The organism is Streptomyces sp. NPDC002463 (assembly GCF_042889835.1).
In the GTDB taxonomy this organism is placed as follows: domain Bacteria; phylum Actinomycetota; class Actinomycetes; order Streptomycetales; family Streptomycetaceae; genus Streptomyces; species Streptomyces nymphaeiformis.
Window position 1 is genome coordinate 110,860 of sequence record NZ_JBIARL010000015.1, and the last position, 17,868, is coordinate 128,727.

14 protein-coding genes are annotated in these 17,868 nt (G+C 71.6%); 3 read left to right on the forward strand and 11 right to left on the reverse strand.

The features are described from left to right. Positions 1-204 precede the first annotated feature (204 nt). The gene (locus ACFYX3_RS28320) at positions 205-987 is read left to right on the forward strand and encodes a LuxR C-terminal-related transcriptional regulator (RefSeq protein WP_382659818.1); all 783 of its coding nucleotides are present in this window, start codon (positions 205-207) and stop codon (positions 985-987) included. On the opposite strand, the gene ACFYX3_RS28325 is transcribed toward ACFYX3_RS28320, so the two are convergent. Further along, on the reverse strand, positions 946-1,443 hold the full coding sequence (locus ACFYX3_RS28325; RefSeq protein ID WP_024754861.1) for a MarR family winged helix-turn-helix transcriptional regulator: 498 nt from the start codon (positions 1,441-1,443) through the stop codon (positions 946-948). The two genes, ACFYX3_RS28320 and ACFYX3_RS28325, sit on opposite strands and share 42 nt — an antisense overlap. 163 nt (positions 1,444-1,606) lie before the next feature. Here ACFYX3_RS28325 and ACFYX3_RS28330 point away from each other — a divergent pair, with 163 nt between their 5' ends. Beyond that, positions 1,607-2,440 (forward strand): trans-aconitate 2-methyltransferase, encoded by an 834-nt coding sequence (locus ACFYX3_RS28330; RefSeq protein WP_389018954.1) that lies wholly within the window; start codon positions 1,607-1,609, stop codon positions 2,438-2,440. A gap of 68 nt (positions 2,441-2,508) precedes the next feature. Here the strand turns inward: ACFYX3_RS28330 and ACFYX3_RS28335 are convergent, their stop codons facing one another. From ACFYX3_RS28335 to ACFYX3_RS28355, 5 genes are all read right to left on the reverse strand, one after another. Beyond that, on the reverse strand, positions 2,509-4,218 hold the full coding sequence (locus ACFYX3_RS28335; protein ID WP_389018957.1) for an FG-GAP repeat domain-containing protein: 1,710 nt from the start codon (positions 4,216-4,218) through the stop codon (positions 2,509-2,511). 244 nt (positions 4,219-4,462) lie between these two features. Further along, entirely contained in the window at positions 4,463-6,172 is a 1,710-nt protein-coding gene (locus ACFYX3_RS28340) for an FG-GAP repeat domain-containing protein (RefSeq protein ID WP_389018960.1), read from the reverse strand. 207 nt (positions 6,173-6,379) lie between these two features. Continuing rightward, on the reverse strand, positions 6,380-8,089 hold the full coding sequence (locus ACFYX3_RS28345; protein WP_389018963.1) for an FG-GAP repeat domain-containing protein: 1,710 nt from the start codon (positions 8,087-8,089) through the stop codon (positions 6,380-6,382). Between the two features lie 253 nt (positions 8,090-8,342). Continuing rightward, positions 8,343-9,035: a TetR/AcrR family transcriptional regulator gene (locus ACFYX3_RS28350; RefSeq protein WP_116160544.1), complete on the reverse strand. Its 693-nt coding sequence runs from the start codon at positions 9,033-9,035 to the stop codon at positions 8,343-8,345. Next, positions 9,032-10,018 (reverse strand): acyl-CoA desaturase, encoded by a 987-nt coding sequence (locus tag ACFYX3_RS28355; protein WP_389018968.1) that lies wholly within the window; start codon positions 10,016-10,018, stop codon positions 9,032-9,034. The genes ACFYX3_RS28350 and ACFYX3_RS28355 overlap by 4 nt, the downstream gene beginning before the upstream one ends. 238 nt (positions 10,019-10,256) lie before the next feature. Here ACFYX3_RS28355 and ppc point away from each other — a divergent pair, with 238 nt between their 5' ends. After that, positions 10,257-12,986 carry a phosphoenolpyruvate carboxylase gene (gene ppc / locus ACFYX3_RS28360; protein WP_389018971.1) on the forward strand — a complete coding sequence of 910 codons (2,730 nt, stop codon included), beginning with the start codon at positions 10,257-10,259 and terminating at the stop codon, positions 12,984-12,986. Positions 12,987-13,055: 69 nt separating this feature from the next. Here the strand turns inward: ppc and ACFYX3_RS28365 are convergent, their stop codons facing one another. The 5 genes from ACFYX3_RS28365 to ACFYX3_RS28385 form a co-directional block, all read right to left on the reverse strand. Next, complete coding sequence (locus ACFYX3_RS28365) at positions 13,056-13,889, reverse strand: LPXTG cell wall anchor domain-containing protein (protein WP_389018974.1); 834 nt, start codon at positions 13,887-13,889, stop codon at positions 13,056-13,058. A 170-nt stretch (positions 13,890-14,059) separates the two neighbouring features. Beyond that, entirely contained in the window at positions 14,060-14,503 is a 444-nt protein-coding gene (locus tag ACFYX3_RS28370) for a hypothetical protein (protein WP_389018976.1), read from the reverse strand. A gap of 40 nt (positions 14,504-14,543) precedes the next feature. After that, complete coding sequence (gene pth / locus ACFYX3_RS28375; protein WP_116160548.1) at positions 14,544-15,140, reverse strand: aminoacyl-tRNA hydrolase; 597 nt, start codon at positions 15,138-15,140, stop codon at positions 14,544-14,546. 106 nt (positions 15,141-15,246) lie between these two features. Continuing rightward, on the reverse strand, positions 15,247-15,834 hold the full coding sequence (locus ACFYX3_RS28380) for a 50S ribosomal protein L25/general stress protein Ctc (protein WP_389018978.1): 588 nt from the start codon (positions 15,832-15,834) through the stop codon (positions 15,247-15,249). A 421-nt stretch (positions 15,835-16,255) separates the two neighbouring features. After that, positions 16,256-17,866 (reverse strand): penicillin-binding transpeptidase domain-containing protein, encoded by a 1,611-nt coding sequence (locus ACFYX3_RS28385; protein WP_389018981.1) that lies wholly within the window; start codon positions 17,864-17,866, stop codon positions 16,256-16,258. Between the last annotated feature and the right edge of the window lie 2 nt (positions 17,867-17,868).

Sequence of the window (17,868 nt, forward strand, 5' to 3'; positions counted from 1 at the left end):
TCGGACAGTTCCGCGAAACGGCCCCCACCGCGGCGCCCCGCCCCTACTCTGAGGGGCAGCGCCGGTGGGGGCCGGTGCTGTTCAGGGGGCGAGACCCGTCGGGTACGGCGCCAGAAGCGGGGTAGCAGTCAACGCACGGCGGCGGCCGTGCCGTCGACGGACCCGCCTCCGGCGCCGTACCCGCGTCGGTCCGTTCCTCGACACTTGGGAGTGTCCGTGGCACGCATCCGCGTCCTGGTGGTGGACGACCACCGCATCTTCGCCGAATCGCTGGCCGCCGCCCTCGCGGCGGAGCCCGATGTCGACGTCGCCGCCGCCGGCAGCGGCCCGGCGGCCCTGCGCTGCCTGGAGCGCGGCGCGGCGGAGGGCCGCAGGTTCGACGTGCTGCTCGTCGACGCCGAGTTGGGCGCCGGACCCGCCGGGGCGGCCGTGGCGCGCGCGGTGCCCGACGACGCCGAGGGCACGGTCGACGGGATCTCGCTGGTCACGGGCGTACGACGGGTACAGCCCGCGCTCCGTACGGTCGTCCTCGCGGAGAGGGACGACCCGCGCCGCGCCGCCCTCGCGCTCCAGGCGGGGGCCTCCGGCTGGGTCGCGAAGGACTGCTCGCTCCAACGGCTGCTCGCGGTGGTCCGGGGCGTGCTGCGGGACGAGACGCATCTGCCTCCCGCGCTGCTCACGGGCGTCCTGCGGGAGCTGACGGAGGCGCGCAGGCACCGGACGGACAGCGAGCGGCTCGTGGAGTCGCTGACCCCGCGCGAGCGGGAGGTGCTGCGCTGCATGGTGGCGGGTCTGGGCCGCAAGGCGGTCGCCGAGCGCCTCTTCCTCTCCCCGCACACCGTCCGCACGCACATGCAGAACGTGCTGGGGAAGCTGGGCGTGCACTCGACGCTCGCGGCGGTGGCGCTCGCCCGCCGGGCGGGCGTGGGTCCCGCGGAGCCGGTGCTACCCGGGGACGTTGTCGAACGGGGCGGTCAGCCGGCGTAGCAGCGCGGCCAGTTCGCCGCGCTGGGCGCGGGAGAGCTGGGCCAGGATGGCCCGCTCCTGGGCGAGGAGCCCGGCGAGCGCCTCGTCGGCGCGGTCGCGGCCCTCGGGGGTGAGCCGGACCAGGACCCCGCGCCGGTCGCTGGGGTCGGGGAGCCGCTCGACGAGGCCCTTCTTGGTGAGCCGGTCGATGCGGTTGGTCATGGTGCCCGAGGTGACCAGCGTCTGGGTGAGGAGCTGGCCGGGGGAGAGCTGGTAGGGCGCTCCGGCGCGGCGCAGCGAGGTCAGGACGTCGAACTCCCAGGGCTCCAGCTGGTGCTCGGAGAAGGCGAGCCGACGGGCGCGGTCGAGGTGACGGGCGAGCCGCGAGACGCGGCTGAGCACCTCGAGCGGTTCCACGTCGAGGTCGGGGCGCTCGCGGCGCCATGCTGCGACCAGTCGGTCGACCTCGTCCTCCATGACGATCAGTGTAGAGGGTCTGTTGACATAAAGTCTCTTGTGTTCGAGTTTCTCGACATCGAGTATCTTGGAATCAAGATATATTTTCCTGGACTATGGGGAAGGGACCCCGCCGGAACTCCGTTCCGCTTCGGCAACACGTGCCAGCAAGGGGGCTTCGAACATGCATTCCGTGGACACCGCCGCACCGACCTGGGATCCACAGCAGTACCTCCGACACTCCGGACACCGCACCCGCCCGTTCCTCGATCTCCTCGCCCGAATACCGCAGCTGCCCGCCCGGCAGCGTCCCGCCCGCATCGCCGACCTCGGCTGCGGTCCCGGCAATGTGACGGTCCTCCTCGCCGACCGGTGGACCGACGCACACATCACCGGGTTCGACCTGTCGCCGGAGATGCTGGAGCGCGCGGAGAAGGACTGGTCGGGCACCACCCGGGGCGGCGGCTGGCTCGACTTCCGGACCGCCGACGCCGCCCACTGGACCCCCGACGAGCCGTACGACCTGATCGTCTCCAACGCGGCCCTCCAGTGGGTGCCCAACCACCCCGAGTCCTTCGCCGCCTGGATCGAGGGGCTCCGCCCCGGCGGCACCCTGGCCTTCCAGGTCCCCGGCAACTTCACCTCGCCCAGCCACGCCCTGCTCGGCGAGCTCTGCGAGACCCCGGAGTGGCGGGCCCGCCTCGGCGACCAGGGCCGCCGCTACGTCCACATCCTCGACACCGCCGAGTACCTCACCCGCCTCACCGACCTCGGCTGCGAGGCGGACGTCTGGGAGACCACGTACTGCCAGCTGCTCCAGGGGGAGGACCCCGTCCTGGACTGGGTCAAGGGCACCGCGCTGCGGCCCGTCCTCACGACCCTGGGCGACGACCGGGAGGCGGTCGACGCCTTCCTCGACCAGTACCGCCGGCTCCTGCGCGAGGCCTACCCGCCGGGCCCGCACGGTACGGTCTTCCCCTTCCGCCGGATCTTCGCCGTCGCCCGCAAGAAGCCCTGAGGGGCGTGAACGCGCGGACGCCCCGCACCGGAGATCCGGTGCGGGGCGCCCGTGAGGCACTCGGTCCGTTACTGGACGGAGTTGTAGACCCCCCAGCCGCCGCCGAGCTTGACGCGCGCGGTGAACTTGCCCGAGGTCGTGTTCAGGTAGCGGTAGAGGTCGCCGCCGGAGGTGACGCCGAGGAGGTCGCCCTTGCCGTCGGCGTTGAGGTCGCCGGGGGCGACGATCTTGGAGTACGTGTTCCAGCCGGTGCCGATCTTCAGACGGCTCTTGAACGGCGTGGTGGCGTTGCCGGTGCCGGCGTACAGGTACAGGTCGCCGCCGGAGGTGCGGGCCACGATGTCCGTGCGGCCGTCGCCCGTGTAGTCACCCGCGCCGACGATCTTGTTGTAGACGCCCCAGCCGGTGCCGACCTTGACGCGGGCGGCGAGGGCGGTGCCGGCGCCGTTGCCCTTGTAGAGGTAGAGGTCGCCGCCGGACGTGCGGGCCAGCAGGTCGCCCTTGCCGTCGCCGGACAGGTCACCGGGGGCGACCAGGGTGTTGTAGGCGCCCCAGCCGCCGCCGAGGTCGGCGTCGTCGACCCAGAGGTGGCCGTCGACCACCGCGGCGAAGTCGGATACGCCGTCCGCGTTCATCGAGGAGAAGTGGAGCGGGGCCGGGCCGCCCGTCAGACCGCCGGCGGGCAGGATCTCCATGCGCGGGTCCAGCTTGCCGGTGGTGCTGTTGTAGTACCAGTACAGGGCCCCGCCGGGCGTGGTGGCGAAGACGCCCTCCTTGCCCGTGTACGCGTTGTTGCCGGCGCCGGCGAACTGCTGGACGCCCGCCCACGCGCCCGCGTCGCTGCTCTGCTGGCGTGCGGCCAGGGTGCCGTTGCCGTTGGCCGGGTAGTAGAACAGGGTGCCCGCGTTGTCCCGGGCGAGGAGGTCGCCGTCGCCGGCGGGCAGGATCTGGTTGTAGATGTTCCAGCCGCCGCCGACGGACTGGCGGGCGGCGAACGGCTGGGTCGTGCTGCCCGTACCGGCGTAGAAGTACAGGGTGCCGCTGGCGGTGTCGCGGGCGTACAGGTCGCCCTTGCCGTCGCCGTTGGCGTCGCCGAGGCCCACGAGCTGGTCGTAGGCGCCCCAGCCGCCGCCGACGAGGACGCGGGCGCCGAACGGCGCGTCCAGGTTGCCGGTGGCCAGGTACAGGTACAGCTGGCCGTCCTTGGTGCGGGCGACCACGTCGGCGCGGCCGTCGCCGTTCACGTCGCCGGGCGAGGTGACCTTGTTGTAGACCTGCCAGCCGCCGCCGACCACGTGCTCGTACGGCGTGCCGGTCGGGTCGGCGTCCGCGTACAGCTTGAGCGTGCCGTTCTCGGAGAGGACGAGCACCTCGGGCTCGGTGGTGTCACCGCCCTGCTGGCCGATCGGGACGATGTCCTTGGCGACGTCCGTGTAGTCGCGGAAGAGGTCGAAGACGTCACCGGCGCCGGTGGACGTGCTCGTGTAGAGCTCGCCCTCCACGCCCCGGAGGATGAGGTCGTCGATGCCGTCGCCGTCCAGGTCGGACAGCGGCTGCGAGGCGGCCTCGCCGGCGGCGGCGACGCCGGCGCGGGCGGCGCCCTTCTTCGGGAGCGTCAGCTTCGGCGGGGTGAAGGAGGGCGCCTCCTTCTTGACGGACGGAAGCGGCGCCGGGGTGTCGGCGGCGGAGGCCGTGCCGGCGAGGAGCATGCCGGCGGAGAGGGCGAGAGCGGTGCAGGCCGCGACGCGGCGAGCGTGCTTGGAGTGCTGGAACAGCAAGAGATCCCCCCCAGGGACCTAGAGGTTCGACAGAACCAAACAGGGGGGCTCGTACGGCATCGAACGGCGTCAGCGCAGGCCTGTGGGCATGCGGAGACGACCTCGTTCGAAGGTCGGAACACCCCCCCGGATGTTGAACACGAGTCTACTCACGCTCACGCCTTACGCCAGCGATCTACGGATGAACAACAGGCGCCCCGCACCCGGGCCCGGGTGCGGGGCGCCTTCGGGCCCTGGCGGATCGTCAGGACATGCTGTTGTAGATGCCGTAGCCGTTGCCGATCCTGGCGCGCGCGGCGAACTTGCCCGGGGTGGTGTTCAGGTAGCTGTAGAGGTCGCCGCCCGAGGTGATGCCGAGGAGGTCGCCCTTGCCGTCGGCGTTGAGGTCGCCGGGGGCGACGATCTTGGAGTACGTGTTCCAGCCGGTGCCGATGTTCACGCGGGCCTTGAACGGCGTGGTGGCGTTGCCGGTGCCGGCGTAGAGGTACAGGTCGCCGGCGGAGGTGCGGGCGACGATGTCCGTGCGGCCGTCGCCGGTGTAGTCACCCGCGCCGACGATCTTGTTGTACGCGCCCCAGCCGGTGCCCACCTTGATGCGGGCGGCGAGGGAGGTGCCGGCGCCGTTGCCCTTGTACAGGTAGAGGATTCCGGAGGCGTCGCGGGCGAGCAGGTCGCCCTTGCCGTCGCCGGACAGGTCGCCGGGGCCGACGATCGTGTTGTAGACGCCCCAGCCGCCGCCGAGGTCGGTGCCGTCGATGGCGAGGCGGCCCTGGTAGATCTCCGCGATGTCCGACGAGCCGTCCGCGTCCATCGTGGACAGGTGGGTGAAGTTGGCGCCGTTCCAGCCGCCGACGTCACCCGCCTGGATCCGGGCGTTGAGACCGCCGCCGGTCGAGGCGCGGTACCAGAACAGCGTGCCGCGGGTGTCCCGCGCGAGGACGCCCTCCTTCTCGCCGGTGACCGGGTTGTTGCCCGCCCCGGCGAACTGCGGGATGCCGTCCCAGCCGGCCGTGTCGCTGAGCTGCTGACGGGCCGAGAGGGTGCCGTCGCCCTTGCCGGTGTAGTACCAGAGCGTGCCCTTCAGGTCGCGGGCGATCAGCTCGCCGTTGCCGTCGCCGTTGTCGTCGCCGACGGGCAGGACCTGGTTGTAGACGCCCCAGCCGGTGCCGATCTGCCTGCGCGCGGCGAACGGGCTGGCCTTGTCGCCCGTACCGGCGTAGAACCACAGCTTCCCGGCGGTGTCGCGGCCGATCAGGTCCGCCCAGCCGTCGCCGTTGTTGTCGCCGATGCCGAAGAGCTGGTCGTAGGTGTTGTAGCCGGTGCCGATCTTCACGCGCGACGCGAACGGCGCGGTGCGGACGCCGGTGGCGTAGTACAGGTACAGGTTGCCGTCGAGGTCGCGGGCGACCAGGTCGGCACGGCCGTCGTCGTTGACGTCGCCGGGCGCGACGACCTTGTTGTAGATGTTCCAGCCGTTGCCCTGCCAGACGTAGCTCGCGCCGGTGGGCGTCGCGTCGGCGTACAGGCGGAGGGCGCCCTGCGAGGACAGCGTCAGGAGCTCGGGGCCGCTGGCGTTCGCGTCCTGGTTGCCGATCGGGATGATGTCCTTCGTCGGCGTGGTGATGGACGTGAACTCGCCGCCCTGGCCGGAGGTCGTGGACGTGTAGACCTTGCCGTCCCAGCCGCGGTAGATCAGGTCGCCGCCGCCGTCGCCGTCGAGGTCCGACAGCTGGGGCGAGGCGCCGACGCCGGAGGCCGCCGTGACGCCCTGGCGGAGCGCGCCGAGCGTCGGCCGCGTCGGGGACGGCTGGGTGAAGCCGGCCGCCGGCTTCTCGACGGCCGGGTGCGGCCCGGGCTGGCCGGCCGAGGCCGGGGTCGCGAGCAGCATGCCCGCGGAGAGGACGAGCGCGGTGCACGCGCCGAGGCGTGCGCGGGAGAAGGGAACAGAACGCAAGAGATCCCCCCCAGGGATCAGGATGTCTTCGGTCCGGGCACGGGTCCGCGGCGCCTCGCTACGGAGGAAACGCGTACGAAGGGCGAACCCCCCGGGTGTGGGGGGAGCATACCTCCCGGTCATGACAGCTCTCCGACGGCGGGAGGCGGACGCGGGGACGCCCCGCACCGGGGAACCGGTGCGGGGCGTCCTGGGAGTGCGCTGCGACTAGTACAGGCCGTTGTAGATCTGGTAGCCGGTGCCGATGGAGGCGCGCGGCTTGAAGGGGACGCCCTTCACGCCGGTGCCGCTGTAGCGGAACAGTTCGCCGCCCGAGTTCACCGCGAGCAGGTCGGCCTTGCCGTCACCGGTGATGTCACCGGGCGCCACGATCTTCGCGTACGCGTTCCAGCCGCCGCCGATCTTCACGCGGGACTCGAACGCGTAGCCCGCCTGGCCGGTGCCCGGGTACAGGTACAGGTTTCCGTCCTTGGCGCGGGCGATCAGGTCGTTGAGGCCGTCGCCGGTGTAGTCGCCCGAGCCGACGATCCGGTCGTACGCGTTCCAGCCGCCGCCGATCTTGACGCGGGCGTGCAGGGCGTTGCCGTCGTAGTTGCTCCGGTACAGCCACAGGACGCCGTCGCGGTCACGGGCGACGAAGTCGCCGGTGCCGTCGCCGTTCAGGTCGCCCGGGCCGGCGATCTGGTTGATCGCGCCCCAGCCGCCGCCGAAGTCCACGCCGTTGCCGTAGAGGTGGCCCTGGTAGATCTCCAGCGTGTCGGAGATCGCGTCCCGGCCGAGCGAGTTGACCTCGAACAGCGTCGCGCCGTACCAGCCGTTGTCGTCGCTGATCTGGGCGCGGGGCGCGAGCCGGCCGTTGTTCATCGAGTCGTACCAGAAGAGCGTGCCGCCCTTGGTGCGGGCGACCGTGCCCTCCTTGCCGTGCGCCGGGACGTTGCCCGCGCCGGAGAACTGGTCCACGCCGTCCCAGGCACCGACGGAACCGACCTGCTTGCGGGAGGTGTAGTAGCCGCTGCCGGTGCCGAAGTACTCGTACAGCGTGCCGTCGACGCCGCGCGCGAGGACGTCGGGGATCCCGTTGGCGTTGTCGTCGTCGATGCCGATGATCTGGTTGTACTGCTGCCAGCCCCGGCCGACCTCCTTGCGCGGCTTCAGCGTGTACGGGCTGTCGGAGCTCCCGTAGTAGAAGAGCACGCCGGAGGGCGTACGGGCGAGGAAGTCGCCCTTGCCGTCGCCGTCGCTGTCGCCGAGGCCGATCAGCTGGTCGTAGACGTCCCAGCCCTTGCCGACCAGCTTGCGCGCGTGGAACGGGGCGTTCGGGGTGCCGGTGGAGACGTACACGTACAGCTCGCCCGAGGGCGTGCGGGCCAGCACGTCGGCGCGGCCGTCGCCGCTGATGTCGCCGGGCGAGAAGACCTTGTTGTAGATCTGCCAGCCCGGGCCGGACCAGCGGTAGTTGCCGTAGGACGAGGTGGAGTCGCCGTACAGGCTCAGCCAGCCGAACTTCGAGAGCGTCAGGATCTCGGGACCGCTGCCGTTCTTGTCCTGGTCGCCGATCGGGATGACGTCCTTGATGAAGGAGGTGTCACCGTCGTTGCGGTAGAACTCGGCGCCCTCGGAGTTCGTGGTCGCCGTGTGCAGCTCGCCGCCGATGCGCATGATGATGTCGCTCTGGCCGTCGCCGTCCAGGTCCGAGCGCGACGGCGGACGCTCCGCCGTGACGCCGGCGAGCCCGGCACGGGCGCCGTCCGTCTGCGGGACGGTCCGCAGCGACGGGGCGGCCGGAGACTGCGCGGGCTTCTCGGTGGCCGCGTGCGGCGCCGGCGCGTCGGCCGACGCGGGGCTCGCGAGGAGCATGCCCGCCGAGAGGGCGAGAGCGGTGCAGCCCGCGAGACGGCGGGCACGCTGGGAACGCATGAAGAACAAAAAGATCCCCCCCAGGGATCAGAGGTTCGACGGAACCAAACAGGGGGGTTCGACGGGCGTCGAACGGCATCAGCGCATGACGGAAAGCACGCGGAGACGACCTCGTAGGACGGTCGGAACACCCCCCCGGATGTTGAACACGAGTCTACTCACAGCGCCGCCGATTACCAGATGTTTACCTCACCGAATCCGACCGTCCGGTCGTTTCTCGCCTCCCGGCCCCCCGCCGGGCCCGGCGCCGGGGTCAGTTCTTCCGGTGCCCTATCAGCCGCGGCTTCTGCTCCAGACCGTCCAGACCGTGCCACGCCAGGTTCACCAGATGCGCCGCGACCTCAGACTTCTCCGGCTTGCGGACGTCCAGCCACCACTGCCCCGTCAGCGCCACACTGCCCACCAGCGCCTGCGCGTACAGCGGCGCCAGCTTCGGGTCGAAGCCCCGCGCCTTGAATTCCAGGCCCAGGATGTCCTCCACCTGCGTGGCGATGTCGCTGATCAGCGACGCGAACGTGCCCGTCGACTGCGCCACCGGCGAATCCCGTACGAGGATCCGGAACCCGTCCGTGTAGTTCTCGATGTAGTCGAGCAGCGCGAACGCCGCCTGCTCCAGGAGCTCCCGCGGATGCCCCGCCGTCAGCGCCCCCGTCACCCCGTCCAGGAGCTGCCGCATCTCCCGGTCGACGACGACCGCGTACAGCCCCTCCTTGCCGCCGAAGTGCTCGTACACCACCGGCTTGGAGACCCCGGCCTTCGCCGCGATCTCCTCCACCGACGTGCCCTCGAAGCCCTTCTCCGCGAAGAGCGTGCGACCGATGTCGAGCAGCTGCTCCCGGCGCTCCGCGCCCGTCATCCGCACCCGGCGCCCCCGCCGGGGCTTCTGCTCTCCGCCGCTGCTGCCGGTACCGCCGGTCCTGCCCTCGATCGCCACGTCTTCCATCATGCCGCGTCTGCGGACGCGGTCCGGCGGCGGGCTTCGATGCGGGACTCCGCCGGCCAGCGCACATCGCTCGCCCAGCCCAGCTGCTCGAACCAGCGGATCAGCCGCGCGCTGGAGTCGACCTGCCCGCGCAGCACCCCGTGCCGCGCCGACGTCGGGTCCGCGTGGTGCAGGTTGTGCCAGGACTCGCCGCAGGACAGCACCGCCAGCCACCACACGTTCCCCGAACGGTCACGCGACTTGAACGGACGCTTGCCCACCGCGTGACAGATCGAGTTGATCGACCACGTGACGTGGTGCAGCAGCGCCACCCGCACCAGCGAGCCCCAGAAGAACGCCGTGAACGCGCCCCACCACGACATCGTCACCAGACCGCCCACCACCGGCGGGATCGCGAGCGACACGATCGTCCACAGCACGAACTGGCGCGAGATCGCCCGGATCGTCGGATCCTTGATCAGATCGGGCGCGTACTTGTGCTGCGGCGTCTGCTCCTCGTCGAACATCCAGCCGATGTGCGCCCACCACAGGCCCTTCATCAGCGCCGGAACCGTCTCGCCGAACCGCCACGGCGAGTGCGGGTCACCCTCCGCGTCCGAGAACTTGTGGTGCTTGCGGTGATCAGCCACCCACCGCACCAGCGGACCCTCCACCGCAAGCGACCCCATGATCGCCAGCGCGATCCGCAGCGGCCGCTTCGCCTTGAAGGAACCGTGCGTGAAGTACCGGTGGAAACCGATCGTGATCCCGTGGCAGCCGATGTAGTACATCGCCGTCATCAGCCCCAGATCCAGCCAGCTCACCCCCCAGCCCCACGCCAGCGGTACCGCCGCGAGCAGCGCCAGGAACGGCACCGTGATGAACAGCAGCAGGGTGATCTGCTCGATCGAACGCTTGCTGTCCCCGCCCAGCGTGGCGGAGGGCAGCGGCGCCTCGGCGGCGTCCGGCGCCTCGGACGCCGACGTCATCTCGGGGCTCATGGTCATGACTGTCCCTGGGGGGTGAGTGGAGGGAAACGCGTCGAAGGACGAATCCGTGGCTACGCATCCGTAACCTACGGCGTCGTAAGTATGGCAGCGCCGTGGCGCGCGGCAAGAGGGCGCAAAGAAGGGGCCTGCCCGCCGCCCACCATGTGGACACCTATCCTGGGGGCGTCGGACAGCGCGGTCCGCAAGCCTCCAGAACCCCTCCAGACGTGCTCAAACACTGCAAGGAGCCGCACCTGTGAGCAGTGCCGACCAGACCCCCACCGCCAGCACCGAGCTGCGCGCCGACATCCGCCGACTGGGCGACCTCCTCGGCGAGACCCTCGTGCGCCAGGAGGGCCACGAACTCCTCGACCTCGTCGAGAAGGTCCGCCGCCTCACCCGTGAGGACGGCGAAGCCGCCGCCGAGCTCCTCCGAGGCGTCGAACTCGAGACGGCCGCCAAGCTCGTACGCGCCTTCTCCACCTACTTCCACCTCGCGAACGTCACCGAGCAGGTCCACCGCGGCCGCGAGATGCGCGAGAAGCGCGCCGCCGAGGGCGGCCTCCTCGCCCGCACCGTCGACATGCTCAAGGACGGCGACCCCGAGCACGTACGCGAGACGGTCAAGAACCTCAACGTGCGCCCCGTCTTCACCGCGCACCCCACCGAGGCCGCCCGCCGCTCCGTCCTCAACAAGCTGCGCCGCATCGCCGCGCTCCTGGAGGCCCCGGTCAGCCAGGCCGAGCGCCGCCGCACCGACCTGCGGCTCGCCGAGAACATCGACCTGATCTGGCAGACCGACGAACTCCGGGTCGTCCGCCCCGAGCCCGCCGACGAGGCCCGCAACGCCATCTACTACCTCGACGAGCTGCACGCCGAAGCCGTCGGCGACGTCCTGGAGGACCTCGCCGCCGAGCTCGAACGCGTCGGCGTCGAGCTGCCCGCCGGCACCCGTCCGCTCACCTTCGGCACCTGGATCGGCGGCGACCGCGACGGCAACCCCAACGTCACCCCCCAGGTGACCTGGGACGTCCTCATCCTCCAGCACGAGCACGGCATCACCGACGCGCTCGAACTCATCGACTTCCTGCGCGGACTGCTCTCCAACTCCATCCGCTACACCGGAGCCACCCAGGAACTCCTGGACTCCCTCCAGCGCGACCTGGACCTCCTCCCGGAGATCAGCCCCCGCTACAAGCGCCTCAACGCCGAGGAGCCGTACCGCCTCAAGGCCACCTGCGTCCGGCAGAAGCTCGTCAACACCCGCGAGCGCCTCGCGAACGGCACCCCGCACCAGGACGGCCGCGACTACCTCGGCACCGCCGACCTCATCCACGACCTCACCCTGATCCAGACCTCCCTGCGCGAGCACCGCGGCGCCCTCTTCGCCGACGGCCGCATGGACCGGGTCATCCGCACCCTCTCCGCCTTCGGCCTCCAGCTCGCCACCATGGACGTCCGCGAGCACGCCGAGGCCCACCACCACGCCCTCGGCCAGCTCTTCGACCGCCTCGGCGAGGAGTCCTGGCGGTACGCGGACATGCCCCGCGACTACCGGCAGAAGCTGCTCGCCAAGGAGCTCCGCTCCCGCCGCCCGCTCGCCCCGACCCCGGCCCCGCTGGACGCCGCCGGCGAGAAGACCCTCGGCGTCTTCCACACCATCAAGGAGGCCTTCGAGCGCTTCGGCCCCGAGGTCATCGAGTCGTACATCATCTCGATGTGCCAGGGCGCCGACGACGTCTTCGCCGCCGCCGTCCTCGCCCGCGAGGCCGGCCTCGTCGACCTGCACGGCGGCTGGGCCAAGATCGGCATCGTGCCGCTCCTGGAGACCACCGACGAGCTCAAGGCCGCCGACGTCATCCTCGACGACATGCTCGCCGACCCCTCCTACCGGCGCCTCGTCTCGCTGCGCGGCGACGTCCAGGAGGTCATGCTCGGCTACTCCGACTCCTCCAAGTTCGGCGGCATCACCACCAGCCAGTGGGAGATCCACCGCGCCCAGCGGAGGCTGAGGGATGTTGCTCACCGTTACGGGGTTCGGCTGAGGTTGTTCCACGGCCGCGGCGGGACGGTCGGCCGCGGCGGCGGCCCCTCGCACGACGCGATCCTCGCCCAGCCCTGGGGCACCCTGGAGGGCGAGATCAAGGTGACCGAGCAGGGCGAGGTCATCTCCGACAAGTACCTCATCCCGTCCCTGGCCAGGGAGAACCTGGAGCTGACGGTCGCCGCCACGCTCCAGGCCTCCGCCCTGCACACGGCGCCGCGCCAGTCCGACGACGCGCTCGCCCGCTGGGACGCGGCCATGGACACCGTCTCGGACGCCGCCCACACCGCGTACCGCAGGCTCGTCGAGGACCCCGACCTCCCCGCGTACTTCTTCGCCGCCACCCCCGTCGACCAGCTCGCCGACCTGCACCTCGGCTCCCGGCCCTCCCGCCGCCCCGACTCCGGCGCAGGACTCGACGGACTCCGCGCCATCCCGTGGGTGTTCGGCTGGACCCAGTCCCGCCAGATCGTCCCCGGCTGGTACGGCGTCGGCTCCGGCCTCAAGGCCCTGCGCGAGGCCGGCCTCGACGCCGTCCTCGGCGAGATGCACGAGCGCTGGGGCTTCTTCCGCAACTTCCTCTCCAACGTCGAGATGACGCTGGCCAAGACGGACCTGCGGATCGCCCGCCACTACGTCGACACCCTCGTCCCCGACGACCTCAAGCACGTCTTCGACACCATCGAGGCCGAGCACGCGCTGACCGTCGCCGAGGTCCTCAAGGTCACCGGCGGCGAGAAGCTCCTCGACTCCAACCCGGTCCTCCAGCAGACCTTCGCCATCCGCGACGCCTACCTGGACCCGATCTCCTACCTCCAGGTCGCGCTCCTCGCCCGCCAGCGCGCGGACGCCGAGCGCGGCCAGGACCCGGACCCGCTGCTCGCCCGGGCCCTGCTCCTCACGGTGAACGGCGTGGCGGCGGGCCTCCGCAACACCGGCTGACGCCCTGCCCGTCCCCATGACGATGCCCCCGTGGAAGCCTCCACGGGGGCATCGTCATGACGGAGTACGTCAGTTCTGCTGGGCCTTGCGACGGCGGGTCACCAGGACCGCACCGGCGGCCGCGAGGGCCAGGGCGACGGCGGCGATGATGCCGACCGGGGCGCTGGAGCCGGTCTCGGCCAGGTTGCCGTTCTCGTCCTTGACCTCGCCGCCGGTGGCGGAGCCGCCCGTGGCGGAGGTCTCGCCCGTGGCCGAACCACCGGTCGTGGAACCGCCGGTGGCGGAGGTCTCGCCGGAGGTGGAGCCGCCGGTGGCGGTCGTCTCGCCGGTGGTGGAGCCGCCGGTGGTGGTCTCGCCCGTGGTGGTCTCGCCGGTGGTGGAGCCGCCGGTGGTGGTCTCACCCGTGGTGGTCTCGCCGGTGGTGGAGCCGCCGGTGGTGGTCTCACCCGTGGTGGTCTCGCCGGTCGTGGTCTCACCGGTGGTCTGCTCGCCGGTCGTGGAGCCGCCCGTGGTCGTCCCGCCCGTGGTGCCGGTCTCGGCGGCCGGGCAGGTGTGGGACAGGTTGAACCAGCCCTGCTTGATGACACCGTCGACGTCGGCCTCGGCCGACACCAGCTTCGCGCCCGGCGCGGAGGCCACGTACGCGTGCTTGTCGGACGGCGGACCGAAGGAGGTGATGACCTGCTCGCCGCCCGGCTCGAACGTCACCGTCAGCTTGACGAAGTCGACGTCGCTGCCGGGGATGACGAAGTGCCAGCCGTCCTTGTCGGCCGGGATCGTCGAGCAGTCCCCGCCCTTGCCGTAGCCGGCGGCCGTGATCGGCGTCGGCTGGTGGAGGTTGTAGTGGTGGGTGCCGTCCGACGCGAAAGCGGCGGGGGCCAGAGCCAGGGAAGAGCCCGCCATGGCCGCGACAAGAGCGGCTGCGGGTATGAAGGAGCGTCGCATGTGCAGTCGTCCATCTGTGGGATGAGGATGCCGTGGGAGGTGGCTGGGGCAGCCTATCCATCGGCTTGAGTCGTGCTTAAGCCAGCAGTCCATGACGATCGGCCCGGGAACCGGGCTCGACCGGGGCATCAGAGGGCGAAGAACGCCGCCACCAGCACCGCACCGCCGACCCCCGCCAACGACCAAGCCGTCCGCCGCAGTTGCAGCCCCCCGCCCACCAGCGGCGCCGCCAGAAGCAGCGCCCCGCCCAGCGGAAGCCACGCGTGCAACCCGCCGCCCCAGCCCGTCCGCACGCCCTCGTCCGTGCCCGGCTTCACCACCACCGGGATCGTCACGCCCTTCTCCGCCGCCACCGAACGCGCGATCGTCAGCGTCCGGCGCGTCGACGACGGATCCTCCGGGGTGTAACGCCCTCTGCACGTCTCGTCGTTGCAGTCGGTCACCGCCAGCGTCCCGTGCTCACGGCCCTTCGCGAGCAGGACGTGCTGGGCGGAGTTCCACGAGGACCACGCGCCCGCGACGAGGAGGAGCAGGGCGACCAGGGCCATGGCGGCGTTACGGGCGTGCGTCATGACCCGCGATCGTACAGTCGTACGTTCCCGGCGCCAGGCCCTACGAGTTGTACGCCGACTGGGCCCGCTCCAGGCCCTCCGCCACCAGGCACTCCACCGAGTCCGCCGCCCGGTCCACGAACCAGTCCAGGTCCTTGCGCTCCGTCGACGAGAAGTCCTTCAGGACGAAGTCCGCGACCTGCATCCGGCCCGGCGGACGCCCGATCCCGCACCGCACCCGGTGGTAGTCCGCGCCCATCGCCTTCGTCATCGACTTCAGACCGTTGTGCCCGTTGTCGCCGCCGCCCAGCTTCAGCCGCAGCACCCCGTAGTCGATGTCCAGCTCGTCGTGGACCGCCACGACGTGCGCCGTCGGCACCTTGTAGAAGTCGCGCAGCGCCGTCACCGGACCGCCCGAGAGGTTCATGTACGACATCGGCTTCGCGAGGATCACCCGCCGGTTCTCAGGTCCCGGAGGCCCCATCCGGCCCTCGACGACCTGCGCCTGCGCCTTCTGCGCCCGCTTGAACGAGCCGCGGATCCGGTCCGCGAGCAGGTCCACGACCATGAAACCGATGTTGTGCCGGTTGGCCGCGTACTCGGGCCCGGGGTTGCCGAGGCCGACGATCAGCCAGGGCGCGTTCGCGTCGTCCGTCATGTGCGTCAGGTCTCCTCGTATCCGTGCACAGCGCGTCCGTACAAGAGAAACGGGGTGACGGGCCCGTACGGCCCGTCACCCCGTCACGTCAGGCAGAGCCTACGGCTCAGGCCTCGGCGCCCTCGGCGGCCTCGGCCTCGGCGGCCGGCTCCTCGGCCTGGGCGGCCAGGACCTGCAGGACGACGGCGTCGGCGTCGGTCACCAGGGTCGCGCCCTTCGGGAGGGTGATGTCCTTCGCGAGGACGGAGGCACCGGCCTCCAGGCCCTCCACGGAGACCGTGACGGCCTCGGGGAGGTGGGTGGCCTCGGCCTCGACGGAGAGCGTGCCGAGCACGTGCTCCAGCAGGTTGCCGCCCGCGGCGAGCTCACCCTCGGCCTGGACCGGGATCTCGACCGTGACCTTCTCGCCGCGCTTCACGAGGAGCAGGTCGACGTGGATCAGGAAGCCCTTGATGGCGTCACGCTGGACGGCCTTCGGGATCGCCAGCTCGTTCTTGCCCTCGATGTCCAGGGAGAGCAGGACGTTCGGCGTACGCAGGGCGAGGCCGAGGTCGTGGGCCGGGAGGGTGATGTGGGCCGGCTCCGAGCCGTGGCCGTAGACGACGGCGGGAACCTGGGCGGCACGGCGGATCGCGCGGGCGGCGCCCTTGCCGAACTCGGTGCGGACGGAAGCGGCGAGCTTGACCTCGGACATGGTGCACTCCTCGTAGAAGGTGACGAAAAAGGTGGTCACCCGGCCACGACTGGCGATGGCCTGCTACGAAGAGCGCGTCGATAACGGACCGCCGTGACCCTTACGGGCACGGCCTCCCTCGCCGAGCAACTACGGCAGTCTACCCGCCGCTCCGGACCCGCCCAAATGGATCAGCGCGCGGCCCCGCGCGGGGCGGACGGACCGATCCGCCCACAGCCCGGCCCGCGGGGCCCTGAGCCACCCCGGCCCAGACCGCCCAGGGCCCCGCCCCGCGGTCACGCCCGCCCGGCCCCAGGGCCCCGCCCCGCGGTCACGCCCGCCCGGCCCCAGGGCCCCGCCCCGCGGTCACGCCCGCCCGGCCCCAGGGCCCGCCCCGCGCTCACGCCCGCCCGGCCCCAGGGCCCCGGCCCCGCCCCGCAGGTCACCCCGCCAGTTCGTTCAGCAGGTCCCTCAGCACCGGGCCCGCCGAGCCCGAGCCGCTCTCCGCCTCCTCCACCACGCACGCCACCGCGATCTCCCCGTCGTACGCCACCAGCCAGCCGTTGTTGTTCCCGTCCTCCGTCACCTCGGCCGTACCCGTCTTCGCCCCCACCTCACCCGGCACCCCCGCCAGCACCTTCGCCGAACCGTCCGTCACCGTGTCCCGCATCAGCGACCGCAACCCCGCCACCACCCCCGCGGGCAGCGGCTTCGTCGCCACCTCCGGCTGCTCCGTCCCCTTCACCAGCAGCGGCTGGTGGAACGTCCCCGACACCGCCGTCGCCGTCACCGACGCCATCGCCAGCGGATTCGTCCGCAGCCGCCCCTGCCCGAACAGCGACGCCGCCTTCTCCGGCTCGTCCGCCGGCACCGGCACCTTCGCGTCCACCGAACTCACGCCCGTCTTCCACTCCGGACCCAGCCCGAAGTACTCCTTCGCGAACACCGTCATCTCGTCGTTCGCGAGACGCCCCCGCAGCGCCACGAACGCCGTGTTGCACGAATGGATGAAGTCCTGCCGGAACGTGGCGTCCGGGATCTCCGACGTCTCCACGTTGTGGAACTGCTTCCCCACCGTCAGGTACTTCGGACAGTCCACCCGCGACCGAGGCGTCACCGCCCCCTTCGCCAGCAGCGCCGCACTCGTCACCACCTTCCACGTCGACCCCGGCGCGTACGTCCCCTGGAACGCCCGGTTGAAGCCGCCCGACGGACCGTTCACCACCGCGACCACCTCGCCGGTGTCGATCCGCAGCGCCACCAGACCCGCGCTCCGCCCCCGGGCGTGCCGCGCGAGCGCCTCCTCCGCCGCCCGCTGCGTCCGCGCGTCGATCGTCGTCCGCAGCGGACCCCCGCCCTTCCCCGGATCCGGCCCGAACCGCACCGCCGTCCCCTTCGTCTCCCCGGTGATCCGGTCCACCACCTGCACCTCGCCCCGCGGAGTCCCCCCGCCGAGACCCAGCACCGACACCAGCGAGGGATGCTCCGCCGCCGAGATCGGCTTCCCGTCCCGGTCGACCGCCGCCAGCTCCTTCGACTCCTCCTGCACCAGCTTGAACCGCTGCTCGTCGTTCAGCTGCGGATGGATCAGCGGCAGCTCCCACCGCACCCTCCACCCCGCATCCGTACGCGCCAACGCCAGCTCCGAGCCGTACGACCACGTGCCGAGCCCCGCCACCGGCATCCTCGCCGCGAACGCGAGCCGCGCCCCCGCCTCACCCTCCGCCCGGGCCGCACCCGCCGTCAGCACCGGCTTCGCGATCTCCAGACCCGCCGTGAAGTTCCGCAGCGTCTGCTCCGCCTTCTCAGGCGCATCCGTCAACTGCCCCGCCGCCGCCAGATCACCCGCGGCCCACCTGCCCAGAAACGCCTTCGCCGTCCGTACGGCCTCCGGATCCGCCACCACCGGCCCCTCCGCACCCGGCTTCAGCGGCCCGTACGCCACCGCCCACCCGGCGGCCCCCGCCACCAGCACTCCCGCCACCACCACCGCCGGCCACCTGCGCCGACGGCCCCGGCCCCGTCCCCGTACCTGTCCCCGATGCGTCGTCATAC